The organism is Streptomyces sp. TSRI0107, assembly GCF_001905845.1.
GTDB lineage: Bacteria > Actinomycetota > Actinomycetes > Streptomycetales > Streptomycetaceae > Streptomyces.
This window is the reverse complement of record NZ_LIVZ01000015.1, coordinates 136,660-163,299: the sequence shown is the minus strand read 5'-3', so window position 1 is coordinate 163,299 and position 26,640 is coordinate 136,660. Positions and strand designations below refer to the sequence as shown.

23 protein-coding genes and 3 pseudogenes are annotated in these 26,640 nt (G+C 71.6%); 11 read left to right on the top strand and 15 right to left on the bottom strand.

The window, feature by feature from the left end; all coding sequences use genetic code 11:
• Window positions 1-27: 27 nt before the first annotated feature.
• Window positions 28-774, bottom strand: a complete 747-nt coding sequence (locus AMK31_RS34310) for a DUF3592 domain-containing protein (RefSeq protein ID WP_073944644.1) — start codon at window positions 772-774, stop codon at window positions 28-30.
• A gap of 189 nt (window positions 775-963) precedes the next feature.
• Here AMK31_RS34310 and AMK31_RS34305 point away from each other — a divergent pair, with 189 nt between their 5' ends.
• From AMK31_RS34305 to AMK31_RS34295, 3 genes and pseudogenes are all read left to right on the top strand, one after another.
• Window positions 964-2,640: a hypothetical protein gene (locus AMK31_RS34305; protein WP_073944643.1), complete on the top strand. Its 1,677-nt coding sequence runs from the start codon at window positions 964-966 to the stop codon at window positions 2,638-2,640.
• A 47-nt stretch (window positions 2,641-2,687) separates the two neighbouring features.
• Window positions 2,688-3,359, top strand: a complete 672-nt coding sequence (locus tag AMK31_RS34300; RefSeq protein ID WP_073944698.1) for a DUF2278 family protein — start codon at window positions 2,688-2,690, stop codon at window positions 3,357-3,359.
• A 128-nt stretch (window positions 3,360-3,487) separates the two neighbouring features.
• Window positions 3,488-4,374 (top strand): annotated as a pseudogene (locus AMK31_RS34295) (aminoglycoside phosphotransferase family protein).
• A 182-nt stretch (window positions 4,375-4,556) separates the two neighbouring features.
• On the opposite strand, the gene AMK31_RS34285 reads toward AMK31_RS34295, so the two are convergent.
• The 3 genes from AMK31_RS34285 to AMK31_RS34275 form a co-directional block, all read right to left on the bottom strand.
• Complete coding sequence (locus AMK31_RS34285) at window positions 4,557-5,519, bottom strand: IS481 family transposase (RefSeq protein WP_107468805.1); 963 nt, start codon at window positions 5,517-5,519, stop codon at window positions 4,557-4,559.
• 111 nt (window positions 5,520-5,630) lie between these two features.
• Complete coding sequence (locus tag AMK31_RS34280) at window positions 5,631-6,329, bottom strand: NAD(P)-dependent oxidoreductase (protein WP_073944640.1); 699 nt, start codon at window positions 6,327-6,329, stop codon at window positions 5,631-5,633.
• Entirely contained in the window at window positions 6,326-7,309 is a 984-nt protein-coding gene (locus AMK31_RS34275) for an EamA family transporter (RefSeq protein WP_073944639.1), read from the bottom strand. Before AMK31_RS34275 ends, AMK31_RS34280 begins: the two co-directional genes overlap by 4 nt.
• Before the next feature lie 77 nt (window positions 7,310-7,386).
• Between AMK31_RS34275 and AMK31_RS34270 the strand changes: the two genes are divergently transcribed.
• Window positions 7,387-8,277, top strand: coding sequence for a LysR family transcriptional regulator (locus tag AMK31_RS34270; protein WP_073944638.1), 891 nt, complete (start codon window positions 7,387-7,389; stop codon window positions 8,275-8,277).
• Window positions 8,278-8,334: 57 nt separating this feature from the next.
• On the opposite strand, the gene AMK31_RS34265 is transcribed toward AMK31_RS34270, so the two are convergent.
• On the bottom strand, window positions 8,335-8,961 hold the full coding sequence (locus AMK31_RS34265) for a hypothetical protein (protein ID WP_073944637.1): 627 nt from the start codon (window positions 8,959-8,961) through the stop codon (window positions 8,335-8,337).
• A 229-nt stretch (window positions 8,962-9,190) separates the two neighbouring features.
• Window positions 9,191-11,098 (bottom strand): SMI1/KNR4 family protein, encoded by a 1,908-nt coding sequence (locus AMK31_RS34260; protein WP_073944636.1) that lies wholly within the window; start codon window positions 11,096-11,098, stop codon window positions 9,191-9,193.
• 94 nt (window positions 11,099-11,192) lie between these two features.
• Between AMK31_RS34260 and AMK31_RS34255 the strand changes: the two genes are divergently transcribed.
• Entirely contained in the window at window positions 11,193-11,630 is a 438-nt protein-coding gene (locus AMK31_RS34255; RefSeq protein WP_198948625.1) for a hypothetical protein, read from the top strand.
• Here AMK31_RS34255 and AMK31_RS34250 read toward each other — a convergent pair.
• On the bottom strand, window positions 11,566-12,591 hold the full coding sequence (locus tag AMK31_RS34250) for an amidinotransferase (RefSeq protein ID WP_073944635.1): 1,026 nt from the start codon (window positions 12,589-12,591) through the stop codon (window positions 11,566-11,568). The two genes, AMK31_RS34255 and AMK31_RS34250, sit on opposite strands and share 65 nt — an antisense overlap.
• 277 nt (window positions 12,592-12,868) lie before the next feature.
• On the opposite strand from AMK31_RS34250, the gene proP reads away from it, so the two are divergent.
• Together proP and AMK31_RS34240 are read left to right on the top strand one after the other, a co-directional pair.
• Window positions 12,869-14,365 carry a glycine betaine/L-proline transporter ProP gene (gene proP / locus AMK31_RS34245; RefSeq protein WP_073944634.1) on the top strand — a complete coding sequence of 499 codons (1,497 nt, stop codon included), beginning with the start codon at window positions 12,869-12,871 and terminating at the stop codon, window positions 14,363-14,365.
• A 64-nt stretch (window positions 14,366-14,429) separates the two neighbouring features.
• Complete coding sequence (locus AMK31_RS34240; RefSeq protein WP_241842817.1) at window positions 14,430-14,855, top strand: hypothetical protein; 426 nt, start codon at window positions 14,430-14,432, stop codon at window positions 14,853-14,855.
• Window positions 14,856-14,912: 57 nt separating this feature from the next.
• Here AMK31_RS34240 and AMK31_RS40555 read toward each other — a convergent pair whose 3' ends face one another.
• A complete protein-coding gene (locus AMK31_RS40555; RefSeq protein ID WP_073944632.1) occupies window positions 14,913-15,302 on the bottom strand; it encodes a hypothetical protein in 390 nt (129 codons plus the stop codon).
• A gap of 133 nt (window positions 15,303-15,435) precedes the next feature.
• On the opposite strand from AMK31_RS40555, the gene AMK31_RS34230 reads away from it, so the two are divergent.
• Together AMK31_RS34230 and AMK31_RS34225 are read left to right on the top strand one after the other, a co-directional pair.
• Window positions 15,436-16,860 carry a hypothetical protein gene (locus AMK31_RS34230; protein WP_143204287.1) on the top strand — a complete coding sequence of 475 codons (1,425 nt, stop codon included), beginning with the start codon at window positions 15,436-15,438 and terminating at the stop codon, window positions 16,858-16,860.
• Between the two features lie 72 nt (window positions 16,861-16,932).
• A complete protein-coding gene (locus AMK31_RS34225) occupies window positions 16,933-18,048 on the top strand; it encodes an AI-2E family transporter (protein ID WP_073944630.1) in 1,116 nt (371 codons plus the stop codon).
• 67 nt (window positions 18,049-18,115) lie between these two features.
• On the opposite strand, the gene AMK31_RS34220 is transcribed toward AMK31_RS34225, so the two are convergent.
• The 7 genes and pseudogenes from AMK31_RS34220 to katG form a co-directional block, all read right to left on the bottom strand.
• Window positions 18,116-19,114, bottom strand: coding sequence for an MASE1 domain-containing protein (locus AMK31_RS34220; RefSeq protein WP_073944629.1), 999 nt, complete (start codon window positions 19,112-19,114; stop codon window positions 18,116-18,118).
• Between the two features lie 105 nt (window positions 19,115-19,219).
• Window positions 19,220-20,551, bottom strand: coding sequence for a PP2C family protein-serine/threonine phosphatase (locus AMK31_RS34215; protein WP_079187056.1), 1,332 nt, complete (start codon window positions 20,549-20,551; stop codon window positions 19,220-19,222).
• A 193-nt stretch (window positions 20,552-20,744) separates the two neighbouring features.
• Window positions 20,745-21,419 (bottom strand): ankyrin repeat domain-containing protein, encoded by a 675-nt coding sequence (locus tag AMK31_RS34210; protein WP_073944628.1) that lies wholly within the window; start codon window positions 21,417-21,419, stop codon window positions 20,745-20,747.
• A 31-nt stretch (window positions 21,420-21,450) separates the two neighbouring features.
• A pseudogene (locus AMK31_RS34205) lies at window positions 21,451-21,759 on the bottom strand (hypothetical protein); the annotation flags it as partial.
• A complete protein-coding gene (locus AMK31_RS41150; protein WP_198948630.1) occupies window positions 21,663-21,926 on the bottom strand; it encodes a hypothetical protein in 264 nt (87 codons plus the stop codon). The gene AMK31_RS41150 and the pseudogene AMK31_RS34205, both read right to left, overlap by 97 nt.
• Before the next feature lies 1 nt (window position 21,927).
• Window positions 21,928-22,164, bottom strand: a pseudogene (locus AMK31_RS34200) (SDR family NAD(P)-dependent oxidoreductase); the annotation flags it as partial.
• Window positions 22,165-22,325: 161 nt separating this feature from the next.
• Window positions 22,326-24,515 (bottom strand): catalase/peroxidase HPI, encoded by a 2,190-nt coding sequence (gene katG, locus AMK31_RS34195; protein WP_073944627.1) that lies wholly within the window; start codon window positions 24,513-24,515, stop codon window positions 22,326-22,328.
• 280 nt (window positions 24,516-24,795) lie between these two features.
• On the opposite strand from katG, the gene AMK31_RS34190 reads away from it, so the two are divergent.
• Together AMK31_RS34190 and AMK31_RS34185 are read left to right on the top strand one after the other, a co-directional pair.
• Entirely contained in the window at window positions 24,796-25,656 is an 861-nt protein-coding gene (locus tag AMK31_RS34190) for an ABC transporter ATP-binding protein (RefSeq protein WP_073944626.1), read from the top strand.
• Window positions 25,653-26,639 (top strand): ABC transporter substrate-binding protein, encoded by a 987-nt coding sequence (locus AMK31_RS34185; protein ID WP_073944625.1) that lies wholly within the window; start codon window positions 25,653-25,655, stop codon window positions 26,637-26,639. The genes AMK31_RS34190 and AMK31_RS34185 overlap by 4 nt, the downstream gene beginning before the upstream one ends.
• The last annotated feature ends 1 nt before the right edge of the window (window position 26,640 follow it).

The window sequence follows — 26,640 nt, the reverse complement described above, 5'->3', positions numbered from 1 at the left end:
CGAGCGAAAGAAGCAGCCCCCGTCGCCTCACCACAGCACCCCGAACACCATCACCACGCCGATGAACAACCAGACCGCACCGCCGAAGATCATGAGGAACAGCTTCATCAGCAGGAACGGCAGCCACTGCGCGTGCGCGGCGCGGGACGGCTGCCGGGGGTCGTAGACGATCTCGGTGCGCTGGACGTTCCGCCGGCAGCTGTAGGTGTGCACACCGCCGTCGGCGTCGGTGTAGCTGTAGTAGACGGTCTTCTTCCGCCGCCCGGTCGCGTACCCGTGCACGGAGATGCCCCGCCGCGCCAGCGCGGCCCGCCGGGTGGCCTCCTCGATGCCGCCGAGGAAGCCCAGCAGGCCGATGGCGAGGGGAACCAGCCCGACGACCACACCAAGGATCCGCGCCCCGTGCGTCGCGGCGACCCACCCGGCGTATCCGAGGTAGGCGAGCACCAGCAGGACGAGGGGCGTCAGCACCCACCACAGCCGCGGCTCCCGTGACTCGTCCGTCGTGACCAGCGCGCTGCCCGCCGGATCCCGCAGCGCGGGAAGGACACCGGTCAGCGCGGCGGCGAACGCGGCGGTGGCGGTCGGGTTGCCGCCCTCGACGCGATGCACCGCACCGTCGGTGAGCACGATCTCGACGACCCGAGGCTCGGGCGTCCTGACCTCCCGCACGACGGCCAGGGGGATGCCGACCTGCCGGTCGGGGTGTTCGATACGGACCGCGTCGGAGTCGTACTTGGCGGAGACACGGCGGCCGTGGAGTATCTGGGACATGCACAGTTGACCTTCGTACGGCCCCGAGGGTTGCCCCGGCATCTCGGTTCCGCTCGGGTTGTGCCGATCGGCCGAACCCGCAGCACATCCGGGCGTATGTGCTCGCGCCCCTGGGTGCAACGGCAGGACGGGTGCCCTCGCTTGATTACGCTCGGTCGCCTCCCCCACCCGTACCCCCTGGAGGTCCCCATGCCGTCATCCCCTCCCTGGGCCCGTATCCGGCTCGGCTCCGACGGCAGCTTCGTGCTCGGCGGGGCGCCGGGCGACGACGGCCGTCTGATCAGGGTCGCGTTCGGGGCGTCCGGCGTCCTGTCGGTGCTGTCGCTGCCCCCGGAAGGCGGCTGGTACGAGGCGACCGTGCGCCTGGGGCGGGCGGTCGACCGGCGCCGCGACCTGCTGAGGCTGCGGGTGGCCCGGGCCGTCGACGAGGGCGTCGAGGCGGCGGAGACGGCGTACGCCGCGACGGGCGGGCGGCGCACCCGGGAGATGTTCATGGACGGCTTGGAGAGCGGCCGCTGGAGCATCGTGGACGTCCGCGCGGACGGCTCACGGATCACGGGCGACGGCCGGCTGGAGGAGGGTACGGCCTCGGTGACCCGCCGGTGGGACGACGCGGACGGGCAGCGGCTGCGCGAGACCGCCAGCACCTGCGCCCGCAAGTCAGGCCGTACGGGCACGCGCATCGCCTCCCGGTCCGAGACCGTGTACCCGCACGGCGGCATCAGCGTCAGCGAGCGGGTCTCCACCGTGGCCTCGGACGGGGAGCGCCGGTTCCGGCGCCGCACCGCGTGGGCGGACATGCCCGAGGGCAGCGTGGTCGAGCGGATCCGAGAAACGGTCACGGCCGCCGACGGAACCCGACGTACCGGTTCCGTCGTACAGACCTTCGGCGACGGCAGCCGTACCATCCGCCACATCGACGAACTGCTCCAGCCCGGCGGCCGCCGGATCCGGGACGTCAGCGTCACCCGCCTCCTCGCCGACGGCGCCGGCCGGTCCGTCTTCCAGGGCCGTCAGGAGTCGGTCGTGCACGGCGGGTCCGGCGGCGCCGCGGGGCGATTCCGGCCGACGGCCGGCTCCGCCGCCGGCGGGCGCCTGGTCGACGAGGGGTGGGGAGTCGACGCCCGCGGCAACACCGTGGTCGTCACCGTCGAGAACCGCCCGGACGGAACAGTCGCGATCACCACGGTGAACCGGGGACCGGACGGCAACGGCAACCGCCGCGTCACCGTCCGGGACGCCGCAGGCCACATCGTGTCCGACACCACCGAACCGGCGGAGGCCGAGGACGCCGAGCCCACGGCCGCCGAACAACTGGAGGACGACAAGAGCGACGAAGACAGCGAGGACTGGGCCGGCGCGTACGACTTCGACGTGCCCGAGCCCGCCCGCGGCGGAAGGGAAGACGGCTGGCAGGACTGGGAGGGCGGCGGGGAGGAACCGCCGAACATGCTGCCCACCCACGCCCGCAGCGTCTTCGCCCTCATGAGCGACCCGGAAGCCTGGTACCCCGAGGACGAGGAATCCGCTCCCATCGCCCGCCGCCTCGAATTCGCCCTGCGTGACCGTGTGCCCTACCTGGGCGGCGCCGGCCCGGACACGGGATGGGGCGAGGGCGGCGGCGAGGCGCCGCCGGACGTCGAACTGGGCGAGGCGGACCTGGCGAGCCTGCGCCCGGTGTACGGCCCCACCGGTGACTGGGACGACTGGAAGGATCCCCGCGTGCACACCGGCTACGTCAGGGCCCTGCTCTCGGCGCTCGCCCACACCACCGCCGTGGACCCGGCAGCCGTCAGCCAGGCCGTCCTCGCGTACGAAGCCCTGTCCACCCGCATCGACAACGTCCTGCTCCGCCACGAGTCCTGACGGTGCCGATACCCTGTTCGCCTGTTTTGTTCTGGTTCACTGGCGGCATGCCCTTCGAAAAGTACGGCGTGCTGTCCGGGACCCTGCACCGTCACTACCGCGACCAGCCCGACAACCAGGGCCGCTGGTTCCATGTGAACGTGGAGGTGGACGCCCCCGGTGGTCGCTACCACTGCGCCGTGGACGTCGACAGCCACAAGTCCAACGTGGGTGTCCAGTGGAAGGTGTTCACACTGAAGGCCAGTGAGCTCGGACCGGTCGCCGCCCTCGCCCAGGGCTACCACGATCTCGCGCCCGGCTCGGTCTCCGGAGCGCTGGACTATCTGCGCCATCCGGCGCTGGTCGACCGGTCCGGCGTACTGTTCCAGCGGCGCCCGCCGTCCTGGCTGCAGGACGTGCTCGACCTCTTCGGTGCCCGGCCCTGGCACGCGGGCTCCCACGCCGACGCCACCGTCGCACTGGAGCCGATCCTGGTGCCCGGGCGGCGTGTGCTCGTCTTCGGGGAGCCGTTCACCGACGACCCCGAGGGCGACCTCGGCATGCACAACATCCACCAGAACCAGGGCGACCCGGCCGGATCCCAGTGGTGGGACGAGAACGGCATCTGGCAGGACGGCGCCACGCTCACCCGCCGCCCCGACGGCCGGTACGACGTCTTCCTGAACAAGTTCTCCAGCCAGGCGGACCAGACGGACAGCGCGGGCCACCCCGTGACGTGACGCCGGCGTGCCCGGTCGTGGGAGCGTGCCCGGTCGCGGGAAAAACGGTCGACAGGCGACCGGCTGACGCACTGTGATGGGGGTCCGGCAGCCCGCCGTCCGCAGCGGGCCGAACCCAGGAGCCGCTCTTGGCGACCGCGACGCCCCAGGACCCCGACCGCCCCGCGATCGACACCGCGTTGGTGAGGCGCCTGGTCGACACGCAGTTCCCGCAGTGGTCCGGGCTCCCCCTGCGCAGGCTCGAACAGGCCGGATCGGACCATGTGATCCACCGCCTGGGCGAGGAGCTGTCCGTACGGCTGCCCCGCCACGCCGGGGCCATCGGGCAGGCCGAGAAGGAGGCCGAGTGGCTGCCCCGGCTCGCCCCGCACGTGCCGCTGGCCGTCCCGGTCCCGGTGGCCGTGGGGAAGCCCGGCCTCGGCTATCCGTGGCCCTGGATGGTGGCTCGCTGGCTGGACGGCGAGGTGGCGACGGTGGCGGCACTCGCCGACTCGTACGACACCGCCGTCGAACTCGCCGGATTCCTGACCGCCCTTCAGCGCTTCACGCCCGACAACGCCCCGCCGAGGACACGGCCGACACCCTCGCGGCCCGGGACCGGGCGACACGGGCCGCCATCGCCCGGCTCGACGGCGAGTTCGACGCGTCGGCCATGACCTGCCTGTGGGAAGCCGCGCTCGACGCCCCCGCATGGGACCGGCCCCCGGTCTGGTTCCACGGAGACTTCCACACCGGCAACCTGCTGACCAGCGACGGCCGCCTCAGCGCCGTCATCGACTTCGAAAGACTCGGCGTCGGCGACCCGTCCCGTGACCTGACCATCGCCTTCACGCTGATGTCCGCCGGCCCCCGCGCCGCCTTCCGCGCCGCGCTCGGCGTGGACGACGCCACCTGGACCCGAGGCCGCGGCTGGGCGCTGGCCACGGGCCTGAACGCCCACGTCTCCTACGCCGCCACCGAGCCCCGGGTCGCCGCGCAGACGACCCGTCAGATCACCGAGACGCTGGCCGGCTAGGCTCTGTCGTTTGGATCAGCCCGGCTGTGAGGGACGGTGCGTCCTGGCCGAGTCGAGCGGGGTCTGGTGCGTTCAGCTGCAAGGCGGAGGAGGGAGTCGACGCGGCGCGTCGGCGACTGACGACAACGCGGCAGATGTGCGTGCCAGATCCTGCGACGCCGGGCTGATCCAAACGACAGGGCCTAGGTGTGCTGTCCGGACAGATTGGTGACGCGGCTGGCTGGTGGGTGGCCGCCGATGCCGGTGTGGGGTCGGTGGTAGTTGTACCAGTCCAGCCAGTCGGGAAACTCTGCTCGCCGTTCGGTGTCTGAGGTGTAGGGCCGCTGGTAGGCCCATTCATCGAGCAGGGTGCGGTGGAAGCGTTCGACCTTGCCGTTGGTCTGCGGCCGCCAGGGCCGAGTCCAGCGAGGGCTGATGCCCAGCTCGTGGCAGGTCTGACGCCAGGTGTTCTTGGTGTAGGCCCAGGCGTTGTCGGTCAGGACCCGCTCGACGGTGACGCCGTGGCCGGCGAACCAGGCCACGGCTCGGGTGAGAAAGCCCGCGCAGGCAGCGGCGGTTTCGTCGGGCAGGTCTTCGGTGTAGGCCAGGCGGCTGTGGTCGTCCAGGGCGGTGTGCAGGTAGGCGTATCCCACGCCGTTGCGGCGGTCTTTGTTCGGGCTGCCGGCCGCTCGGCCGAGGACCTTGTGGCCGCCTCCGTCGGGGATGCGGCCGAGTTTCTTGACGTCGATGTGGACCAGTTCGCCGGGCCGGGAGCGTTCGTAGCGTCGCACGGGTTCACCGGTGGCCCGGTCGCAGACGACCAGAGTGGGCAGGTGGTGCCGGACGAGGATGCGGTGGGCGGTGGAGGCGGCGATGTTGCAGCGGGCGGCCAGCCGCACCGGTCCGATGCGGTACTCACGCCGCAGCCGCACGACCTGTTGTTCGACGGCAGCCGGCGTTTGGCGCGGGCTGTGGTGAGGACGGCTGGAGAGGTCGTGCATCCCGGCCGGGCCCAGCTGCCGGTAGCGGCCCGCCCACCGGGCGGCGGTGGTGTGGCTGACCTGGAAGCGTTCCGCGGCCCGCCGCAGCGGCCATCCGTCGTCCACAACACACCGGGCCAGACGCAGCCTGCCGGTCGGAGTCAGCGGGGCATTACGGTGGGACACGAGGGCCTCCTGGCGGTCGGCGGTAGATGTCGCAATCCACACCGAACCCAGAAGGCCCTCACCCGTTCAAGCACCCAGCACGCGTGTCACCAACGTCCCGGGACAGCACACCTAGGCGCTCCCCGCGCCGGGTACCGCCTGACGGTCCTGGTGGACGACCGTGATGTGGCGATCGGTCCCGGGGGTCTCGAGTTCGTCGAGCACGGCGACGGCCAGGTCCTCGGCGCTGATCCACGAGCGGCCGTCGGCGGTGGTGAGCAGGGTGTCGGTGCCGCGCCGGTAGCGGCCCGTGCGCTCACCGGGTTCGAGCAGGGCCGGCGGGCTCAGGTAGACCCAGTCCGCGCCCGGACGGTCCTCGCAGGTCCGCAACTGCGCGATCCCGGCGACGGCCACCGCCCGGTACTCGGCGGGCACATATGTGGGGTCGTCCGCCAGGATCAGGTCCCGGTCGCCGGGACTGCGCAGCGCGCCGGCGCCACCGACCACGAGGACGCGGATCCCCTCGCGGGCGGCGACGTCCAGCACCGTACGGGTCGCGCCGACCAGGAACTCCTGGTCGACCGGGAAGGTCCGGAGCGTCACCACCACGGCGTCCGGGACGACGCCGTGCGTCGCGGCGCCGGTCAGCGCCTCGCGCAGGGCGGTGGGGTCGTTCGCGTCGACGGCGACCGGAGTGAGGCCCGGCCTCCCGTCCACGGGCTTGCGGGCCAGGGCGAGCACGCCGTGCCCGCGCGCACCGGCCTCGTCGATCACCCGGCTGCCCACCATGCCGGTGGCGCCGAGTACGGCGATCGTCCTGCGGGTCGTCATCGCTTCAGCTCCTCTTGAGAGTGGTGAGTGGTGGTTCTCGGCCGCGGACCCCGCGGGCCCGCCGTCCGCCCCGCGCCCGCCCGCTTCGGTGGGTCGAACTGCGCGGCGAGCAAAGCGGCCAGGGCGAGGACGAAGCCGACGCTCTGCGGCAGGCTCAGCGACTCGCCCAGCCCGATGCCGACGACGGTGGCGACCAGCGGCGACAGCAGGACCAGCGGCGCGGACGCGCCGACCGGCAGCCGCCCGATCCCGCGGAACCACAGCGTGTACGCGATCAGCCCGCCCATGCTGCCGAGCCAGAGGTAGCCGCCGGCGGCGGCCCAGTCGATCCGCTGCGGCACCCCTTCGAGTACGAGGGTGAGCGGGAGCAACAGCAGTCCGCCCGCCGTCAGTTGCCAGCCCGCCAGGGTGAGCGGACCCACCCCCTCGGGACGGCCCCAGCGCTTGGTGAGGACGACGCCGCCTGCCATGGTGGCCGTACCGACGAGACCGGCGACCACCCCGACCGCGTCCAGCCGCGCCTGCGGCCCGAGCACGACCAGTCCGACGCCGAGCACGCCGAGCACACCCCAGATCCACCGCCAGGCCGCCGGCCGGTCGCGGAGCACCGCGATGGCCAGGGCCGCGACCAGGAGCGGCTGCGTGGCGCTGAGGGTGGCGGCGACCCCGCCGGGGAGCCGTTCGGCCGCGACGAACAGCAACGGGAACAGCGCGCCGATGTTGAGCACCCCGAGGACGGCGGCCTTCCACCACCAGTCCCCGCGCGGGAGCACCCGCGTGAGCGCCAGCCCGATCAGCCCGGCGGGCAGGGCGCGCATCAGCCCGGCGAACAACGGATGCCCGGCTGGGAGGAGTTCGGTGGTCACGGCGTAGGTGGTGCCCCACGCGGCCGGAGCGAGCGCGGTCAGTGCGACGGTCACCACCCGCTGCGCGGACACGGCCCGCGGCAGGCCGCGGGACCGCTCGGTCAAGGTCTGCATGCGGGAAGTCTCGACTCCCCAGCTCATGAATCCAAAGCATGCTTGTCATGCCAGGCATGAATGAGGACGATGAATGCGTGGACCTGCAGCAGATGCGCTACGTCGTCGCCCTCGCCGAGACCCGCAACTTCACCCGTGCCGCCGAGCGCTGCTCGGTCGTGCAGTCCTCACTGAGTCACCGGATCGCCGGGCTGGAACGCGAACTCGGCGTCCAGCTCTTCGCCCGCTCCAGCCGCCGCGTCGAACTGACCAGCGCCGGAGTCGCGTTCGTCGCCGGCGCCCGGGAGTGCCTGGCCGCCGCGGACCGCGCGGTCGCCCAAGCCGCCGCGGCGACCGGTGTGGTGCGCGGCCGGCTCGCCGTCGGCGTGATCGTGACCACGGCCGCCGTCGACGTACCGGAGCTGCTTCAGCGGTACCGCGCCCGGCATCCCGAGGTCCAGGTCGTCCTGCGGTCCGGGCGCAGCGACGACCTGGTGACGGCGATCCGCGACGGCGATCTGGACATCGCCTTCCTCGGCCTGCCGGAGGGCCGACGCCCGTCCGGGGTCGAGTGCGTCGACCTCGACCACGACCGGCACGTGCTGGTGGTGCCGGCCGGGCACCGGCTCGCGGGCGCCTCCAGGGTCACCCTGGAGGAGATCGCGGGGGAGCCCTTCGTGGACTTCGTGGCCGGGACGCCCGCCCGCGCCCAGTCCGACGAGGCGTTCGCCGCGGCAGGCCTCGTCCGCGACGTAGCGTACGAGGCCGGTGTCGTGGAGCTGATGACACGGCTGATCGCCCGTGGGCTCGGCATCGCGCTGATGCCGTCGGCGTTCATCGGCCCGCTGGCCGCCGACGACCCGGAACTGGCCCTGGTGCCGGTGGTCGACGGCCCGCGCCGCGTCGAGTATCTGGCGTGGAGCCGTTTCAACCCCAGCCCGGCGACCATGGCCATGCTCGCGGTGCTCGGCGTCAGAACGCCCGCGTGACCCGGGCGCGGCGCGGGGATGCGCCGAGCGGCGATGTGCCGAGCGGCCGGGGGGGCGTCAGCGCCTCTTCCGGACGGCCGCCACGAGCCGTCCCGCCGCCTCGAAGCGGAGGTGGTCCAAGGTGTCCGCGCCGTAGGGCCAGTCCTCGGCACGGTCGAAGCAGAGGTCGGTGGGGATGGGGGAGTCGCGCAGGTCCGCGGCGTGGGTGCCCGGCGGGAGCGCGGCGAGGGCGGCGCGCAGCGGATCGGGCGAACCGGCCCATTCCTCGATCGGCACGGGACGAGTCCACGGTTCGCCGGTGTGCGTGAGGAAGCCCTCCGTGGCGCCCCGCACATGGGAGGCGAAGTCGGCGGCGGCAGCCGCCGCACGGCCGATGCGGGCCACGGTCAGCAGCAGATGCGGCAGGGACTCGGCGACCAGGGCGAGGCCGGGTTCCCCGCGGAGGACGCCGGGGTCCGCGGGGATCGAGACCACGTAACCCCATTCACCGGTGCGGGGGTCGACACGGACCTGCATCAGCGCGTCGTCGTGCGGTCCGCGGCCGAGACGGGCGACCGGCCAGTAGGTGCCGTCGCCGCCCATCATGCGGTGCGCTTCCGGGTCGACGGCGTGCTCGGGCACGCCGGGTGCGAGCCGCAGCGGGGGCAGCCCCGGCATCCGTATGCCGCCGATCTCGCGCAGCACGGTACGGATGTCCTCCGGGACGCCTCCCGCAGCACGGTACGCACGGCCTGCGGCAACTCGACCGGCCACCGGTCCAGTTCGGCGTCCGGGAAACCGTCGAGCGGTTCCATGCCCCGTGCGCGCAGCACCGACACGGCGGCCCGTACCCGCTCCAGACTGATGTCGCTCATGGAAGCCGATCATGGCAGAGACCACTGACAACACCGTCGGGAGCCGTTCCCGGACCGCGTCACGGCCGGGTGCGCACCCAGCGCAGCGTCGCGTATCGCTCGCCGGGACGCGGTGGCCGGTTCCACGGGCGCGTCCGGAGGGTGTGCAGACGTCCGCGCGTGAGGGCGAGCCGCGGGAGACGGACGCCGAACTCGGTGGCGATCGCCTCAAGGGCCCGACCCTCGGCCGCCCGCCAGGCGTCCGCGTCGTCGTCCTCGAAGAACCGGTCCGGGTCCAGCACTTCGGGCACGTCTCCTCGCCGGGCGACCGGGGTGCCCCGCACCGTGAACGCGTACAGCTCCGCCCCGTCCCGCGCGACGGACAGATGGAAGAGACCGGGACGGCGGCCGAGAGGCGGCTCGCTCCAGACCGTGACGGCGCGGGTGTTCGCGGAGGCGGCGACGCCCGGGGAGACGAACCGCTCCTCGTGGAAGCCGCCGCCCGGCCGTGGTTCCACGGCGAAGCTCCAGCCCGGCCCCGCCCGTCCGACGGAGGTCGACGCCCTGTCCTCCCAAGTCGCGTCCGGGTCGCCGCGAAAGCCCGTACGGGACTGCCACATCGTCATCGGTTCGCTCAGCGCGGCGCCGTCGGCGCCGATGAGACCGGGCAGCTCGGCCGGTTCCACCCCCTCCACGAGAACGAAGCGGTACGACTCCAGGAAGCCGTTCGGATCCCCCTCCGACAGCCATGCCAGACCCGGCGGATCCAGATCGGCCGCCGGCGCCGGAGCCTCCCCGCGGTGCCCCGCCCGGGGTGTGGCGAGCAGTTCCCGGCCCCGTTCGGGGCCTATCAGGGGACCGAGCAGCGGGTCGGCGACGAGGCCGACCGGGGCCAGGTGGTCGGGGCCCAGCGGCCGCCATTCCGGCAGGGCCGCGCGCAGCGTGTGCCACGCCGCGTCCGTGTCGCCCCAGCGCGCCTGTTCCCGTGCCTGTTCCACGGCCCGCCCGAAGGCGCCCTCGGCGCTGTACCGGAAGACGTCTTCCCGCAACTGCCGCTCCACCTCGCCCGCCGTCTCCTGGAGCGACGCCGACGCGCCTCCCCGGAAGTGGGGCTGCCACGGCGTGCCCCGGTGGAAGCGCAGGTGCTCGGCAGCCAGCACGGGCAGCAACTCCCACGCGTAGCGGGGATCGTCGGGGAGCAGGCCGAAGGACACCATGTGGGTCTGCCCGAGCAGCCGGCGGATCTGGTCGCGCAGCCCCGCCGCGCGCGGCCTGCCGAACGCGATCGCCTCCGCCAGCAAGCCCTCGGCCTGCTCGTACCGTCCGCCCAGCGCCTCCAGCCGGGCCGTCTCGACGGACGCGTCGAGCGCCCGCGTCGTCGCGTTGGTGAACTCCGGTCCCTCGCCGGCCGGCTCGTGGGCCCGCAGACGGTGCCACTCCCGGTACATGGCGTCCATGAACGCCCGGAACGACCCGTACCGTTCCGGCGGACTCGCGCGCCACGACGCGTAGCAGTACACGGCCCACTCGCCGTCGCCGTCCACGTCCCCCGGGTCCAGCAGGACGTAGACGGCGTCCGACTCCACATCCAGTTGCAGCGCCCGATGCCACATCCCGGCCAGGAGCGTCTCCTCGGGCGTGGGGTCGTCCTCGGGGTCCGTCTCGTAGAACTCGGCGAGCCCCGACGCGTCCTGATGCCACCGGACCCCGTCGGTCCCCCCGAGCAGCCAGACGAAGCCCCCCGCGTGCCGCCAGCCGTCGCTCACCGCCAGAAACGTCCGGTAGGAGGGCGGCAGCCGGTGCCCGAGCCGCTCCTCCAAGGCCAGGATCCGTTCCTCGGACGCGGGCGGGAACCCCAGCCAGCGCGTACGCAGCGCCTCCTCGTCCCCCGCGCGCCGCTCCTCCGCGGGCACGTCCGGATCCTGCGCGTCGGCCCACTCCTGGCTCCAGCGCACCAGTAAGGACCGCCAGTCATCGATCTCCGTCATACCGCCGATGCTGCCAGCCGCCACTGACAACGCCCCGCCCCGATCCGGCGGGAAAGCAGGTGCTCGCAGCGGCACTTCACCCTACGGTGGCCCGATGGGAACCGATCGGCGTGTCCGCCGCCTCGTGGTCGACGGGACCGTCTGGCACTGGACGGTCCGGCAGCGCGTCAGACCCGACTACGCCGACTGCCGGCTGACGCTCTCCTTCTTCACCGAGGCATCGGAGCGTGGCCTTCGGCGCCGCTTGTCCCTGGTCTTCGCCCCGGGACCGGAAAGGATCGTTTCGAACTCGTACTTCGAGGCGGGCACGGTCGTACGCCTCCCGGACCGCGCCTGGCTCAACCTCTACGAGCCGGGAACGGCCCGGCGCCTGCTCGAATTCGCGGCGCCGGGCCTTGAGGCGCGTCCACTGGAGCGGAACGTCGAAGTGGACGGCTGGCTCTGCTTCGACGAAGCCCTGCCGGCGGTCACTCGTCCAGTTCGCGTACCAGCGGATGATGCGCGCAGCGAAAGCCACCGGCGAACGCCGTGACCGCGTCGAAGGGGAGCGGGTGCACGGTGACGTCCCGCGCGGTCAGCGCTTCGGCGAGCGCCGTCAGCCGTTCGTCGACGAGTACCTCACCGGGCGCCAGGACGAGGCTGTTCCCCGCGAGCAGGTTCACCGCGTCGTGCAGGCTCACGTCGACCAGATCCCAGTCGGCGACGGGCGCCGGCACTCCGTCGACGAACTGCTGCCGGCACACGACCGCCAGGCCCTCGCGTACGGCGGTGAGCCCGTCGTCCAGATGAATGACATGCTCACTGACCGGCACCTCGTGCACGCGGTAGCCGTCGCCGAGCAGGCGCGCCAGCCACCGGGCGCCCGCCGCGTCCGACGCCGCTCCGCCCCGTCCGCAGCCGACGAGGATGTCCCGGCCGACGACCGCGACGTCACCGCCTTCGAGGAAGGGCCCCGTCGCCGACGACAGCTCGGTCACGGGTACCGGCGAAGGCGGCGGCATCACCGAGTAGCGCGCTCCGCGGGACACGGCCTCCGCGAAGACGGGACGCAGTCCGAAACGCTCCTTGTAGCGGGCCGGCAGCCGCAGCGCGGCCTCGATGACGTGATCGCCCACGACGATCATCGGATCGCGCACGAACGTCTGCATGCGGAACCCGTCGCCGTCGCTGTCGTACACACTCAGCTCGGCGTCGCTCAGCTCCCGTGGGCGGTGCACGGCCACCCCGCGGCCGGTGAGGAAGCGCACCAGTCCGTCGATCTGCTCGACGGTCCTCTCGTAGCCCTCCGGGTCCGCGTCGGACCACAGCTTGCCGGCCCAGCGTGGCAGTCGCCGCCGGGTGCGGTCGGGCAGGAAGCGCAGTGAGTCCGGAACTCCCGCGCCGACTCGCTCCGGGATACGGAAGTCGATGACGCGGCCGACCACCGTCTCTTTCAGGGTTCCCCACTCGTGGGTGACGTTGATGCGGGGGAGCGGCCGAGGTGTGCTGCTCATGATGGCGTGACTCCTTCCGGGCGAGGTGTGGCGCGTATCCGGCCATTTCAGATGATTTCGACCTTCTCATTCCGGGATTTCTGATTCATCCACACGGGGTGCCGGAAACGACCGGACATTTCGGATGACCTGCTCGCCCCGAAGCGTCCTCCTCGAGGACGACTCCGGTGATCACTCTCCGCAGTCGTCCGGGTGCCGCACGAACAGGTCAGTTTGAGCGCGTCAGAACTGTGCAGGTGTTCTGCCTGGTACGACCACCGGCGAAAGGAGCCTTGCCATGGCGGCGCCCGACAACGACGAGTCGGTGGAGCCCGCCGCGATCAGACGCCACGGCGTGCTGTTCCGGGCGATGGAGAGGACACACCGGCCGAAGCTGCGCCGCAGCGACATCACCGTCACCGACGAGGCGGCGGTCAAACGCGCCACGAAGGCCGCCGCCCTCGGCAACGCGATGGAGTGGTACGACTTCGGCATCTACAGCTATCTCGCCGCGACCATGGGCAAGGTGTTCTTCCCCTCGGGGAGCGACACCGCCCAACTGCTCAGCTCCTTCGCGACCTTCGCCGTGGCCTTCCTGGTGCGTCCGGTCGGCGGAATGGTGTTCGGGCCGCTCGGCGACAAGCTGGGCCGCAAGCGCATCCTCTCCATCACGATGATCATGATGGCGGTGGGCACCTTCGCCATCGGCCTGATCCCCGCGCACGCGAGCATCGGGCTGTGGGCCCCGGCCCTGCTGATCTTCTTCCGGCTGGTGCAGGGCTTCTCCACCGGCGGGGAGTACGGCGGCGCCTCGACCTTCATCGCGGAGTACGCCCCCGACAAGCGGCGCGGTTTCTTCGGCAGCTTCCTCGAACTGGGCACGCTCGCCGGGTACGTGGGGGCCTCCGGCCTCGTCGTCGTCCTCACCAGCGTCCTGAGCGAGGACCAGATGCTGAGCTGGGGCTGGCGTGTTCCGTTCCTGGTCGCGGCGCCCCTCGGTCTGATCGGCCTGTACCTGCGGCTCAAGCTGGACGAGACGCCGGCCTTCCAGAAGCTGGAGGAGGGCGACGCCAGGGCGACCGAGGCCGCCGACGCGGTGGAGACCTCGGCCACCGCCGACCTCGGCAAGATCTTCACGCGGTACTGGCGGCCGCTGCTGCTGTGCCTCGCGCTCGTCGCGGCGTACAACATCACGGACTACATGCTGCTGTCGTACATGCCGACGTACCTGTCGGAGGAGCTGGGCTACGGGACCAACCACGGTCTGCTGGTCCTGCTCATCGTGATGGTCCTTCAGATGTGCGTCATCAGCCAGGTCGGACGGCTCTCGGACCGCTTCGGGCGCAAGCCCCTGTTGCTGGCGGGCATGCTCGGCTTCCTGGTCCTCTCCGTGCCGTCCTTCCTCCTCATCAGGCAGGGCAACGTCATCCTCATCGGCCTGGGCCTGTTCCTGATGGGGCTCTCCCTGGTGGCCATGCTCGGCACGATGTCGTCGGCGCTCCCCGCGATCTTCCCCACCCACGTCCGCTACGGCTCCCTCTCGGTCGCCTACAACCTGTCCACGTCGGTCTTCGGCGGTACGACTCCTCTGGTGATCACCGCGTTGATCAGCGTGTTCGGCACCAATCTCATGCCCGCCTACTACGCCATGGCGGCCGCGGTCGTCGGTGTCGTCGCGGTCCTGTGCATGAGGGAAACCGCCAACGAGCCCCTGGCCGGCTCGCCGCCCTGCGTCGAGACGGAGGAAGAGGCCGCCGAACTCGTCGAGGCGCAGTCCGGGAACCCGAGGCTCTGACCGTTCGTCATCCGACTGAGCAGGGGACCGGTGGGAGGGCGCGGTGGGGACGATACTCAAGGGCATGAGCCGGGTTCCGTGGCATGAGCTGAAGCATGCGTACGGATCCGCGAGGGACGTCCCGGGCCGGCTGTCCCGTGTGGCGTGGGGTGACGCCAGGGCCGGTGAGGAGGCGTTGAGCGATCTCGGTCTGTGGCTCGGTGAGCTGGCGGTCTTCGACGCGACCGTCGCGGCGGTTCCCTTCCTGTGGGATCTCGCGGTGACCGAGACCGTCACCAGCCGGCCCGCCGTGATCGAGCTGCTGCGGGCGATACTCGAACACAGCGCCTCGCAGCGTGAGATACAGCGCGCGGCTCACCTGGCCGTGCTGGACCGCACGACCACGGCGGACGTGCTGACCCGTGACGAGGACCCGGCGGTGCGGGCGGCGGCGAGCGAACTGGCGGCCTCGATCGAACGCCATGGATGTGCGGTCTGCCGTGCGGCCTGAGGCTGGTTCGTGAGCGGCACCGGGCGGTTCAGCCACGGGCATCGCCCGGTGCTTCCGTCAGGGCCCGCAGGTCGGTGACCCCAAGGGCCGCGTGTTCGTCTCCGAGGGCTTCCAGGACGTGTCCGAACTCGTACCCGGCGAGGCCCCGGCCTTCCAGCGCGCCTCCTCGCCGGGGGTCGGTCGCTCGGGGCGCAGAGCGAGGCACCGGTTCAGCGTCGCCCGGGCCTCGGCCCCCTCGCCGAGTTCACGCAGCAGCGCGGCCCGGTTGCCGAGGTGACGCATCCGGGCCCGGTCGTCGCTGACGTGCTCGCTCAGCTCCGCGGCCTCGTCGAGGAGCAGCAGGGCCTGCCGGACGCGTCCGGCGGAGTAGTGCGCGGAGGCGAGCTGCCGGCTGCTGCGCCCCGCCCAGCTCCGGCAGATGACGACCACCGTGCCGACCGAGGGCAACCTGCCGTCGTCTCGGGGGAGTTCTGCCCGCCTTCCGGCCCGTAACCCCGGGGCCCCCGCGGGCGCGTTCGCCCGGACACCCCTATGCTGCCGTGAGCATTTCAAGATCGCCTTCGAAAAAACTAACGGGGACATGAACAAGTACACAGTGATGGCCGTCGGCCTCGTCCTGTCGCTCGGTCTGGTCGCGGGCTGCGGTTCCTCCGACGGCGGCGGCTCCACCGCCAAGGGCAAGGACGGCAGTTCGGCCGGCCCGGACGGCGCGGCGCCCAAGGGCCCCTCCTACGGCGGGCCCGCGATACCCGGCCTCGCCGCCAAGGCGGCGTGGAGCCTGCCGCCCGCCCACGCCATCGACCTCGGTGACACCTTCCTGTTCGTCAAGGACGCCCAGGGCGCGTACGCGCTCGGCGAGGGCTACGCGTCGGAGCCGGCCGACGGCTCGGTCGGCACCCTGCACTTCACCGACGACCCCGAGCCGGTCACCCTGGAGTTCCGGAACGTGAAGACCGGCGAGGTGCGCAAGACCCTGGAGGTGACGACCGAACGCGTGGCCGCGACGACCTGGCACGACGGCGTCCCGGCGGTCGCCGTGTTCGCCAGTGCCACGACCGAGTCGGACGGCCTGAGCGAGGAGAAGACCACCACCAAGGTCACCGTCTACGGCAGCGACGGCGCGCGGCTGGGCGAGGCCACCAGCGGGGCCGAGGAATTCGACGTCCGCGAAGGCCACATCATCGAGCAGGACGGTGACGAGAGCCTGAAGCTCACGCCCGTCGACGGAGGCGCGGCCCGCAAGGTCACCTGCACCGGACAACTGGCGCGGTGCTCCTACGACTCGCGCAACCACCAGATCGACGGCGGGCAGGCCCACGCGCCCCTGATCACCGGCACGTACGCCTTCCACGTGGAGAACGCGTCCAACTACGAGGACGAGCCCGAACAGCTCGTCATGACGGACCTCGCCACCGGCAAGAAGGTCTGGAGCACCGGGGACGTCACTCCGCCGGCGGACGTGGAGCTGGACGACGACGGGCAGCGCACCAGCGGTGCCCTCCGGGTCCTCGACGTGCGCGACGGCCGCGTCCTCACCGCGTGGGGGGCGGGCGCGCTCTCTCCCGACACCTGGGTGACGGCGACGTACGACATCGCGAGCGGCAAGCAGGTCGGCGGCTCCTCCACGTACTCGTACGAGGACAGCCCCGCCGACACCCTCGACACCGAGGGCACCTCCGTCTTCACCCCCGACCGCACGCTGGCCGCCGCTCACACCGAACTGGGCACCGCCGTGTGGCAGCCCGCCGACGGCAGGGAGATCTGGGCCCAGAAGGAGGGCGAGAAGGCGATGACGCCGCTGCGCTTCTCCCCGAACGGTGTCCTCTACGGCAGCACCAAGGAGGACGGCTTCAGCGAGACCGTGTTCCTCGCCGTCGACGGCCGCACCAAGAAGGTGCTCGCCAAGAGCCTGCCCGAGCGGAACCTGCCGCTGTTCTCGCAGCCGTCGGGTTACGGCTACATCAGCACGGACGCGGGCTTCTTCGTGTTCCCGTCCCAGAGGTAGGCGGCCATGAGCGAGCCCGGCCGGAACTCGGCGATGACAGCGCGCGGCGGACGTACCCATAGGGTTACCCCCATGCCTGGTTCGTTGAGTTCCACGAAAACCACCGCGGCGCTGCGCACTTCGGCACGTGCCTGCCTCGACCTGCTGGTGGTCCTCTTCACGGCCTCGGTGGTTCTGTGGCTCCTGGGGCGGATGTGGTCCGTTGTCTGGCCTCTCATAGTGGGCTTGTTCATCACCACACTGACCTGGCCCGCGGCCCGGTTCCTGCGTCGGCGGGGCTGGCCGCCGGCGCTGGCCGCGTCGGTGGTGACCGTGCTGTTCCTGCTCGTCGTCACCGGCATCCTGGCGCTGATCACGATTCCGGTGGCGTCCGAGTCCGGCGAGCTGGCCGACGGCGCGGTCGAGGGCATCCAGCGGATCCGCGAGTGGGCCGCCGGGCCGCCGTTGAACATCGGTGACGACCAGATCACCGACGGCTTCGACAAGGCCGTGGCCCGGCTCCAGGACAGTCTCGGCAGCCTGCTCACCACGGTGGCCGCGGGGCTGAGCACCGTGGTCAACGGTGTGGTGACCGCCGTCCTGGCGCTGTTCCTGATGTTCTTCTTCCTCAAGGACGGCCCGCGGTTCCTGCCCTGGCTGTCCCGTCAGCTCCCCGGCCGGCTGGCCACGGACATCCCGGTCGTGGCCGAGCGCAGCTGGGAGACCCTCGGCGCGTTCGTGCGCTCCCAGGCGTTCGTCGGTCTGCTCGACGCCGTGCTCATCGGCATCGGCCTGTGGATCCTCAAGGTTCCGCTGGTGCTGCCGCTCGCGGTACTGACCTTCGTTTCCGCGTTCGTGCCGATCGTGGGCGCGCTCTTCGCGGGTCTGGTCGCGGTCCTCATCGCCCTCGTCTCCAACGGACCGACGGACGCGCTGATCGTGCTGGCGATCATCGTCGTGGTGCAGCAGCTGGAGGGCAACGTGTTCCAGCCCATGATCCAGAGCCGCGGGCTCGGCCTGCACGCGGGGGTGGTCCTCCTGGCGGTCACGCTGGGCGGCAGCCTGGCCGGCATCGTCGGCAGCCTCCTCGCGGTACCGGCGGCCGCGCTGATCGCGGTGGTCTGGAACTACCTGCGTGAGCAGCTGAGTGAACCGGAGCCGGAACCGGAGGCCGACGAGTCGCCCTCCGGGGCGCCGGTCCCCTCGTAGCGTCCGGCCCTGCCGAGCCGCTCCCGCCCCGGGTCGGGGCGGCCCCGGCCCCTTAGGGGGTGTCTCGCTAGCCCTGCCCGTCGTCGTCCTCTCGGTCGGCGGCGAACATGGGCAGGTCGCCGGTGCCGCCCGCGGTCCTGGCGACCATGTCGGCGAGTCGCCGGGAGGCCTGCTCGATCCGCTGCTGGGTCCGGTTGCGCTCGGCGATGGCGGCGGAGAGCAGCAGCGCGGTCAGGGCGGCCGCGCCGTTGAACGCCTGGAGCGAGCTCATCGCGACTATGACGGTGTGACCGGCGAACGGGCCCGTTCCCCGGGTGGCGGCGACGATCGCGAACGTGGAGGCGACCAGCGCGCAGGGCGCGGCGCCGGCGTGCTGGAAGCGGAAGGCCGCCCACGTCAGCAGCGGGAAGGCCATGAAGATCAGCGGCGCCGTGGAGATCTCCAGGAAACCGACGACGACGGCGGCCGCCGCGAGCAGTGCCGCCTCCGCCCAGCGGGACGGCGGCGCGTCCCTGGGCCGGTGCGCGTGTCTGAGCACGAGCAGGACCGGCGCCACCACCAGGACACCCATCGCGTCGCCGGTCCACCACACCCACCACGTGGTCCAGAACTCACCGGGGGGCAGCGCGCCGACCAGCTCCAGGGTGCCGCTGCCCACCGTCGAGCTGATCAGCATGCCGGTGAAGGCGCCGAGGAAGACCAGCGCGAGCGCGTCCCGGAACCGGTTCATCCGGAGGTCGAACCCGACGAGGCGCAACAGCGCGTACGAGGCGAGTGGCGCGAGGGTGTTGCCGGCGGTGATCGCGATCACCGCGGGGACCGACGGCCCGAGGGAGACGTTGATCAGGAACGCGCCGAGGGCGATCCCGGGCCAGGCCCGCAGGCCGAGGAGGATCAGCGCGGCCACGGCGATGCCGGTGGCCGGCCACAGCGGCGTGACCTGCCCCCGTACGAGCTGCTGGAGCAGCCCCAGCTCGCCCCCGCCGTAGTACAGCCCGGCCACGGCGCCGATCATCAGGGCCGTCACGCCACCACGCCGGAGCCTGTCACGCCACGCGACAGTCATCAGGAGAACCGTCCCTCGCCCCGTCTCTCAGTCCATCTTCTGCCCTCGTCGCAGTCCCCGCCCCCGCCGGGTCCGCGGCGCGCCTGCGGCCGCCGCCGGGTGGCTTCACCGCGGGGTGCGCAGGGCGAGGACGGCCATGTCGTCGTGCCCGTCGCTGGGGTGGTGGTCGGCGATGGCCTGCACGAAGTCCTGCAGGGGCAGGTCCGCGTAGATCTCGGCGAGTGCGGCAAGGTGGCCGAGGCTGTCGTCGATGGAGTGGTCGGGGTGTTCGACCAGACCGTCGGTGAAGAAGACCACGGTGGCGCCGGGCGGCAGCGGGTGGCTGTGGTCCGGGCGGTGCTGATCGCAGTCCACGTTCAGCGGCAGTCCCGGCTCCGCGGACAGGTACCGCGCCCGGCGGTCCGGCGTGATGAGCAGCGGCGGAACGTGCCCCGCGGTGCTCCAGAGCAGCCGCCAAGCGCCCTCGGCGGGTTCGATGCGGGCCAGACCGGTGGTGGTGACCGGGTTGTCGGTGATGGCGTCGAGGGTCCGGTCCAGCTGGGTGAGGACCGCGCTGGGCGGCGTACGCAGCTCGAAGAGCAGGGAGCGCAGCATGTTGCGGGTGGAGGCCATGGCGGCCGCCGCCTGCAGATCGTGACCGACGACGTCGCCGATGACGAGCGCCACCGCCCCGTCGGGCAGCGGGATGGCGTCGTACCAGTCCCCGCCGAGCGGGTTGGGCGCGGCGGCGGGCCGGTAGACGGCGGCGGCCTCGAAGGGCCGCAGGTCGGGCAGTGTCGGCAGCAGCAGCCGCTGGAACTGCTCGGACCCGGAACGCACCTGTTCCAGCAGGCGGACGTTGTCGATGGCGATGCCGGCGGCGCTGGCGAGGGCGACGACGATGTTCTCGTCGTGGACGTCGAAGGGCTGTCCGTCACGGCGCTGGGACAGATAGAGGTCGCCGTAGGTCTCGCCGCGGACGGTGACGGCGACGCCGAGGAGTGTGGTCATCGCAGGGTGGCCGGGTGGGAACCCGACGGCCGCCGGATGGGACGCGATGTCGTCGACCCGCATCGGCCGGGGATTGTGGATCAGATGCCCGAGCACGCCCAGGCCACGCGGGAAGCCCACGTCGTACAGGGCCGCGCGTTCCCTGTCGGACAGCCCGACGGGGATGAACTGCACCAGGTGGTCACCGGACTCGTCGAGCACCCCCAGCGCCCCGTAACGGGCGCCGACCAGGTCCATGGCGGTGGTCACGATGCGGTGCAGCACCGCCGCCAGCTCGACCTCCCGGTTGATGGCCACGACGGCGCCCAGCAGCCCCTGGATGCGGTCGCGCGCGGCGGCCAGGGAACGCAGCTGCTCGTCGATCCGGGCCAGCTGGGCGTCCAGCTGCTGCAGCGGGTCGGCCTGGTGCGGCCGTCTCGTTCCGTTCCCCTCCTTGCCACCCGCCATCACGTCAGCCCGCTCCGCCTGTAGAGGTCACGCGATCCGTCGAGGTCAGGCGATCGGTACACCCATGGACTCCTGACACGACCGTGACCGACAGCCCACAGGATGACCCGCCAAACAGCTCAGCATCAGGATTGCACCGATCGCGGCATGTCTCCTCGCCGAAGCCGCGTCCGCGTCCGCGTCCGCCGACCGGTCACAGCCGCCCGCCCTCCTGCAGGAGGACTCCGTCGACCGTGACGCGATCCGTCCGCTCGGAGCCGCCGACGACGCGGATCCAGCTGTCCACGATCAGTTCACCGCCCCGCAGCACGATCTTGAAACCCCCGTACATGCCGGGAACGGGGAACCAGCACGCCGGATGGCCGAGTTCGGTCAGAGCCTCGACCTCCGGCAGGCGCATCCGCTGCCGTGTGGCCAGGTCGGAGCCGTCCGTCAGGCCCGCTCGGTGCCGGATCAGACGGTGCAGGTGCCCGGTGAGGCGGGCGGCGGCGTCCTGCGGCAGCGGGTGCTTCGGGGCCGGGTCCAGCAGGCCGACGAGGTGGCGGTGGCCCCGCCGCTCGGCGATGTCCACGGCGCGGTTCCCGTCACTCGTGCGCAGGGTGCGGGCGGCGCCGTACGCCAGAAGCCGGTCGGCCGTCTCGGCGGGGACGCCGTGCCACGCGGCCTGGTGCAGCGGGGTGTAGCCGCTGCTTCCTTCCAGGCGTGCGGTGTTGACCCACGCCGCGTGTTCGTCGAGGACTTCGAACACCGTGCGCCAGTTCCCGTCCCGGGCGGCGTCGGCGAGCCGGTCACGCTCTGCCGCGTACCTGTCCTTCAGCGACGACCGAAGGGTGACCCCGTCCCACTCCGCGACCTGTTCGTCAACCACGCGCGCAAGTGTACGGACCGTGCCCACCGCCTCAGCCCGTCACCGGGTGCCGTCGGCGCAGACGCAGCACGGTTCCCTCACCGTTGGCCGGCAGCAGCAGCGTGCCGTCGGGTCCCGCGGCGAGCCCCGCGAACGGACGCGGCACGCCCGGCATGCCGTGGGCGAACAGCGCGGGCTCGGGACGGACGGCACCGGCGGGCGGCGCCACCGGCAGGTCCTCGGCCTCCACCGTGTACTCGCCGGTCACCGGCGAGAGGGCGAGCAGTCTCCTGCTGCCGGCCTCGACGACGAACAGCTCGTCACCGAGGACCGCCAGTCCCTGGGGCGCGTCGAGGCCGTCTTGTCGGCGAGTGCGCGCAGTCCGTCCTCCACGCTGCCTCCCGTGTAGCCGTAGTCCCAGCGGCTGGTGTGGAAGGTGTGGCCGCGGAACGACTCGATGCCGGGGATGCCGGGCAGTTTGGCCTGGTTGAGGGTGCCGGTGGAGACGATGACGTACCGTGCCCGCATCCCGGATCACCCGCTCCCACTCGGCGTCGCTCACGTCGGCCGCCGCCGACATGCGGTCCATGATCCCGGCATTGTTCACGAGGACGTCCACCCCGCCGAACCGCTCCACCGCCGTCGCCGTCACCCGGTCCACGACCGCCTGTTCGCTCAGGTCGCCCGTGACGGCCTCGGCGGTGCCGCCCGCCTGCGCCATCTCCTCGACGACCGCGGCCGCGCCCTCGGCGTCGAGGTCCGCGACCCCGCCCCGGTCACGATGACGCTGCGTGCGCTCGGACCGCCGGACATGAAGTACTCCCTCCGCGGCCGATGGCGGTGATCTCCGGTCACCGCCATCAGCACCTTACGACTTTATGTCTCTGCGCGACATAAAGTCCGCGGAGGGAGTCCGGGACAGCCGGCTCAGGACAGGTCGAACCGGTCGAGGTTCATCACCTTGTCCCACGCGGCCACGAAGTCGCGTACGAACTTCTCCGCCCCGTCCGCCGACGCGTAGACCTCCGAGACGGCGCGGAGCTGGGAATGCGCGCCGAAGACGAGGTCGACGGCGGTGGCGGTCCACTTGACCTCGCCCGTGGTGCGGTCCCGGCCCTCGTAGACGTTCTCGTCCGAGGCCGACGTCTTCCACTCCGTGCCCATGTCGAGCAGGTTGACGAAGAAGTCGTTGGTCAGGGTCTCCGGCCGGTGCGTGAGGACGCCGTGCGGGGACCGCCGGTAGCCGGTGTTCAGGGCACGCATGCCGCCGATGAGGGCCGTCGTCTCGGGTGCGGTCAGGTTCAGCAGGTTGGCGCGGTCCAGCATGAGCGTCTCCGGCGACAACTTCTCGCCCGGCCGGAGGTAGTTGCGGAAGGCGTCCGCCGCGGGTTCGAGCACGGCGAACGAGTCCACGTCCGTCTGCTCCTGCGAGGCGTCCGTGCGCCCCGGCGCGAACGGGACCGTGATGTCGTGCCCGGCGTTCTTCGCCGCCTGCTCGACGGCCGCGCACCCGCCGAGGACGATCAGGTCGGCGAGGGAGACCTTCTTCCCGCCGGTCTGCGACTGGTTGAAGTCCTGCTGGATCCGCTCGAGCGTCGCCAGTGTCTCGGTCACCTCGGGAACGTCGTTGACCGCCCAGTCCTTCTGCGGCGCGAGCCGGATCCGGGCCCCGTTCGCCCCGCCGCGCTTGTCGGTGCCGCGGAAGCTCGCCGCGGCCGCCCAGGCGGTGGTGACCAGCTGGGGGATCGACAGTCCCGAGGCGAGGACGCTGCTCTTGAGGGCCGCGATCTCCTCGTCCCCGACCAGCTCGTGATCGACGGGGGGCACGGGGTCCTGCCACAGCTGCGGCTCGGGAATCCACGGGCCGAGATAGCGGGAGACGGGGCCCATGTCGCGGTGCAGCAGCTTGTACCAGGCCTTGGCGAACGCCACGGCGAGCTGCTCCGGGTTCTCGTGGAAGCTCTTCGCGATCGGCCCGTAGACCGGATCCACCTTCAGCGCGAGGTCCGTCGTCAGCATCATCGGCGCGTGCCGCTTCGACGGGTCATGGGCGTCGGGCACGGTGTCCCTCGCCGCGGGATCCGTGGGAGTCCACTGCTTGGCGCCGGCGGGGCTCGTCGTCAGCTCCCAGTCGTACCGGAACAGGTTGTCCAGGAACCCGTTGTCCCACTTGGTCGGCTCGGTCGTCCACGCGCCCTCCAGCCCGCTGGTGAGCGCGTCGCCGCCCTTGCCGGTGCCGTACGTGTTCCGCCAGCCGAGACCCTGCTGCTCGATGGGCGCGCCCTCGGGTTCCGGGCCGATGTAGCTGGCGTCGACCGCGCCATGACACTTGCCGAAGGTGTGGCCGCCGACGATGAGCGCGACGGTCTCCTCGTCATTCATCGCCATGCGGCCGAATGTCTCGCGAATGTCCCGCGCGGCCGCGATCGGATCCGGGTTGCCGTTGGGCCCCTCGGGGTTGACGTAGATCAGGCCCATCTGCACGGCACCGAAAGGACCGGTGAGTTCTCTGTCGCCGCTGTATCGCTCATCTCCGAGCCAGGTGTCCTCGGGCCCCCAGAAGATCTCCTCCGGTTCCCAGATGTCCTCTCGCCCGAATCCGAAGCCGAAGGTCTTGAATCCCATCGATTCCATGGCGCAGTTGCCGGCGAAGACCAGAAGGTCGGCCCAGGAGATTTTCCGGCCGTACTTCTGCTTGACCGGCCAGAGCAGACGGCGCGCCTTGTCGAGGCTCGCGTTGTCCGGCCAGCTGTTCAGCGGGGCGAAGCGCTGCGCGCCGCTGCCGCCGCCGCCCCGGCCGTCCGCGATGCGGTACGTACCCGCGGCATGCCAGCTCATCCGGATGAAGAGCGGCCCGTAGTGACCGTAGTCGGCGGGCCACCAGTCCTGGGACGTCGTCATCACCTCGAAGACGTCCCGCTTCAGCTCGTCGACATCGAGCGTCGCGAACTCCTTCGCGTAGTCGTAGTCCTCGTCCATCGGATTGGCGCGGGGCGAGTGCTGATGGAGAACCTGAAGGTCCAGCTGATTCGGCCACCAGTCCCGGTTCGTCCTGGGCCGAGTCGGCGTGGGAGTCGGGGAGGGGATTGCGGGGTTCTCGCTTTCGCTGCCGGACATGCCCGTCCTTCTTCCTGTCTCGGTGTTCCTTCTGCTGGACGCAGGAAATCGTCGCGCACAGCAGAGCGCATCGCTACGAAACACGCAGAGCACTTCCGCATAACAAAGGTACGAGAAGGAACGGCTTTTTTCCGCTCCCGTTTCGGATTCCGGCGCGCGTCGAATGCGCGCTCCCCGCGCGCCCGTCCGGGGGGTGCCGGGGGAGTCACGCCCCCCCGCCACGGTGTGCCGGGGGGGGGGCCTCTTTGCGCCATGTTTAGGTTAGGCTAACCTCTGCTGCGTGCGAGTTGGTGAAGATTTCCCCGCGGCCCCAGGACCCCAAGGCCATGAACTTTCGGCCACGGACGTGACCGTGGCGTACGACGGCGTCGACGTCGTCCACGACGCCGCGCTGACGCTGCGGCCCGGCGAGGTGACGGTTCTGGTCGGGCCGAACGGCAGCGGCAAGTCGACGCTGCTGCGCACGCTCGCACGCCTGCAGCGGCCCAGGACCGCCCGGCTCGTCATCGACGGCGACACCGACGGCCTCGCCCTGAGCCCGCGTGAGTTCTCGCGCCGCGTGGCCCTGCTGACCCAGGGACGCCCCACACCCAGCGGGCTGACCGTACGGGACGTCGTCGAGTTCGGCCGCTACCCGTACCGCGGCCGCTGGGGCAAGGCGGACCCGGGCGGCCGGGCGGCGGTGGACCGCGCCCTCGCCCTCACCGGCGTCGCGGACCTCGCCGACCGAGGCGCCGAGCACCTCTCCGGCGGGCAGCTCCAGCGGGTCTGGCTGGCCGGCTGCCTCGCCCAGGAGACCGGCGTGCTGCTCCTCGACGAGCCCACGACCTACCTCGACCTGCGGTACCAGGTCGAACTCCTCGACCTGATGCGCGACCTGGCGGACGATCACCGGATCGCGGTCGGCGCGGTCCTGCACGATCTCGACCAGGCCGCGGCCGTCGCCGACCGGGTCGTGCTGCTGCACGCGGGCCGGGTCGTCGCCGACGGCCTCCCCGAGGACGTACTGACCGCCCCGCGGCTGACGGAGACGTACGGCATCCGCATCGAAGTCGACACCGACCCCCTCACCGGCCGGCTGCGCACCCGTGCCATCGGCCGGCACCACTCGCGAAGCGAAAGGCTCAGCACCACCCCATGAGACGCCTCCTCCTCACCGCGGCGGCCGCCACCGCCGCGGCCCTCACCCTGTCCGCCTGCGGGACGACCGAGCCCGCCGCCGACGAAGACAAGGCCGGGACGACCGGCGAGACCATCACCCTCACCGACGCCTCCGGCACGAAGGTCGAGCTGGACGGCCCCGCCAAGAAGGTCGTCGGCACCGAGTGGCACGAAGTCGAGCTGCTGGTCTCGCTGGGCGTCGACCCCGTCGGCGTCGCCGACGTCAAGGGCTACAAGACCTGGGACAGCGCGGTCCCGCTGAAGAACGAGCCCAAGGACATCGGTACCCGCGGTGAGCCGAGCATGGACACGATCGCCGCGCTGAAGCCGGACCTCATCGTCGCCAGCACCGACCTGCCGCCGGCCGCCGTCAAGCAGATGCGCAAGGTCGCCCCGGTCCTGGAGGTGCGCTCCGCCGACGCCGCCGACCCGATCGGGCAGATGAACGACAACCTCGACCTGATCGCGAAGGCCACCGGCACCACCGAGCAGGCCTCGAAGCTCAAGGAGGAGTTCGACGCGAAGGTCGCCGAGGGCAAGAAGGCCCTCGCTGACGCCGGCCTCGACGGCGCGGAGTACGCCTTCGCCGACGGTTACGTCGTCTCCAACCAGGTCTCCGTCCGCCCCTTCACCAGCGGCTCCCTGGTCGGCGCGGTCAGCGAGGAGCTCGGGCTGAAGAACGCCTGGACGGTCAAGGGCGACGAGGCGTACGGGCTCGGCTCCACCGACGTCGAGGGCCTCACCAAGCTGGGCGACGACGTCCACTTCGCCTACATCGGCAACGACGGCGACAAGAACAGCACGCCGTTCACCGGCAAGCTCGCCGACGACAAGGTGTGGACCTCGCTGCCGTTCGTGAAGAAGGGCAACGTCCACCGGCTGCCCGACGGCATCTGGATGTTCGGCGGTCCCGAGTCGATGACCCGGTACATCGACTCCGTCGTCGCCGCGCTGACGAAGTAAC

Excerpts from the sequence above, each read along its gene's own strand:
- AMK31_RS34310 (WP_073944644.1), bottom strand. The coding sequence starts at position 774 with ATGTCCCAGATACTCCACGGCCGCCGTGTCTCCGCCAAGTACGACTCC.
- AMK31_RS34305 (WP_073944643.1), top strand. The coding sequence starts at position 964 with ATGCCGTCATCCCCTCCCTGGGCCCGTATCCGGCTCGGCTCCGACGGC.
- AMK31_RS34300 (WP_073944698.1), top strand. The coding sequence starts at position 2,688 with ATGCCCTTCGAAAAGTACGGCGTGCTGTCCGGGACCCTGCACCGTCAC.
- AMK31_RS34280 (WP_073944640.1), bottom strand. The coding sequence starts at position 6,329 with ATGACGACCCGCAGGACGATCGCCGTACTCGGCGCCACCGGCATGGTG.
- AMK31_RS34275 (WP_073944639.1), bottom strand. The coding sequence starts at position 7,309 with ATGCAGACCTTGACCGAGCGGTCCCGCGGCCTGCCGCGGGCCGTGTCC.
- AMK31_RS34260 (WP_073944636.1), bottom strand. The coding sequence starts at position 11,098 with ATGACGGAGATCGATGACTGGCGGTCCTTACTGGTGCGCTGGAGCCAG.
- AMK31_RS34255 (WP_198948625.1), top strand. The coding sequence starts at position 11,193 with ATGGGAACCGATCGGCGTGTCCGCCGCCTCGTGGTCGACGGGACCGTC.
- AMK31_RS34250 (WP_073944635.1), bottom strand. The coding sequence starts at position 12,591 with ATGAGCAGCACACCTCGGCCGCTCCCCCGCATCAACGTCACCCACGAG.
- proP (WP_073944634.1), top strand. The coding sequence starts at position 12,869 with ATGGCGGCGCCCGACAACGACGAGTCGGTGGAGCCCGCCGCGATCAGA.
- AMK31_RS34240 (WP_241842817.1), top strand. The coding sequence starts at position 14,430 with ATGAGCCGGGTTCCGTGGCATGAGCTGAAGCATGCGTACGGATCCGCG.
- AMK31_RS34230 (WP_143204287.1), top strand. The coding sequence starts at position 15,436 with ATGAACAAGTACACAGTGATGGCCGTCGGCCTCGTCCTGTCGCTCGGT.
- AMK31_RS34225 (WP_073944630.1), top strand. The coding sequence starts at position 16,933 with ATGCCTGGTTCGTTGAGTTCCACGAAAACCACCGCGGCGCTGCGCACT.
- AMK31_RS34220 (WP_073944629.1), bottom strand. The coding sequence starts at position 19,114 with ATGACTGTCGCGTGGCGTGACAGGCTCCGGCGTGGTGGCGTGACGGCC.
- AMK31_RS34215 (WP_079187056.1), bottom strand. The coding sequence starts at position 20,551 with ATGGCGGGTGGCAAGGAGGGGAACGGAACGAGACGGCCGCACCAGGCC.
- AMK31_RS41150 (WP_198948630.1), bottom strand. The coding sequence starts at position 21,926 with ATGCGGGCACGGTACGTCATCGTCTCCACCGGCACCCTCAACCAGGCC.
- katG (WP_073944627.1), bottom strand. The coding sequence starts at position 24,515 with ATGTCCGGCAGCGAAAGCGAGAACCCCGCAATCCCCTCCCCGACTCCC.
- AMK31_RS34185 (WP_073944625.1), top strand. The coding sequence starts at position 25,653 with ATGAGACGCCTCCTCCTCACCGCGGCGGCCGCCACCGCCGCGGCCCTC.